Here is an 891-nt window from a genome sequence, read left to right on the forward strand (position 1 = left end):
GCTGCACTTTTCTTAATTTCAGTGATTAGATCTAGGTCGACATCAACATCTATTCGGCGCGCATTGAAGGTTCTATTCTTGGGGCGGTCTTTATCTAATATAAGCTCGTAATCGGGAATTCTTTTTGAAAATTTATCTAGCCAATATTGTTTGTCCTCGTTCTCTGAAGATTGACCAGCAAAATCAACAAAAGAGTATGCTTCTTCTAAATCAGCCGAATTTCCCTTTACGGTGCTATTGTAAAAGGCTGACAAATCTGCGATCACGATGCCAAGAGACCAGCCATCACAAATAATATGATGAGCAGTGAATATCAGGTAGTGACAGGTATCCGACTCTTTCAGTAAGCGAACTCTGAATAAAGGGCCATTGACTAGGTCCAGAGGCTCGCGGGCTTCGCTTTCAATAAGTTCTTCAAGAGCTTGTTTTTCAATATTTTCTAAGCTGCATTGAATTTCCTGATAGTCGAATACTCTAAAGCTTGTGCCATCTTCAGAAAAACTGGCTCTGAGAGCATCATGCCTTGCAACGGTTAGCTCAAGTGCATTGATGAGAGCAGGCACTCTGAGCTCTCCTTTAAACTTTAAGGTAAAGGATTCGTTAAAAGCGCTTGAAGCCTTTGGATCCATCAGGACAGACGACCATATTTCAAGTTGTGCTGCCGTGGACGGAACCGATTTTATCAGGGTCGGTTTTTGATCAGCAAAGGGGTCGAAATCTACCGAAACAGATTGTATGGTCTTGATTTGGCTAGTCATTAGTTTTGCTCTAGCATTCTGTATTTTCCAGGTTGTTCAGGGTCCCTTATAAACCATGCAGGCTTTCCTTGGGAATCTTTTCCTAATCTAGCTCCTGGAACTGGTGGAGTGTTTTGCAATGACGCCGTTTCTT

1 protein-coding gene is annotated in these 891 nt (G+C 42.2%); it reads right to left on the reverse strand.

All coding sequences use genetic code 11. From position 1 onward, the window contains the following. Positions 1-758 (reverse strand): condensation domain-containing protein (locus A3757_RS21270; RefSeq protein ID WP_197470192.1); only part of this gene is annotated, 758 nt, incomplete at its 3' end. Between the last annotated feature and the right edge of the window lie 133 nt (positions 759-891).

The organism is Oleiphilus sp. HI0117, from assembly GCF_001635235.1.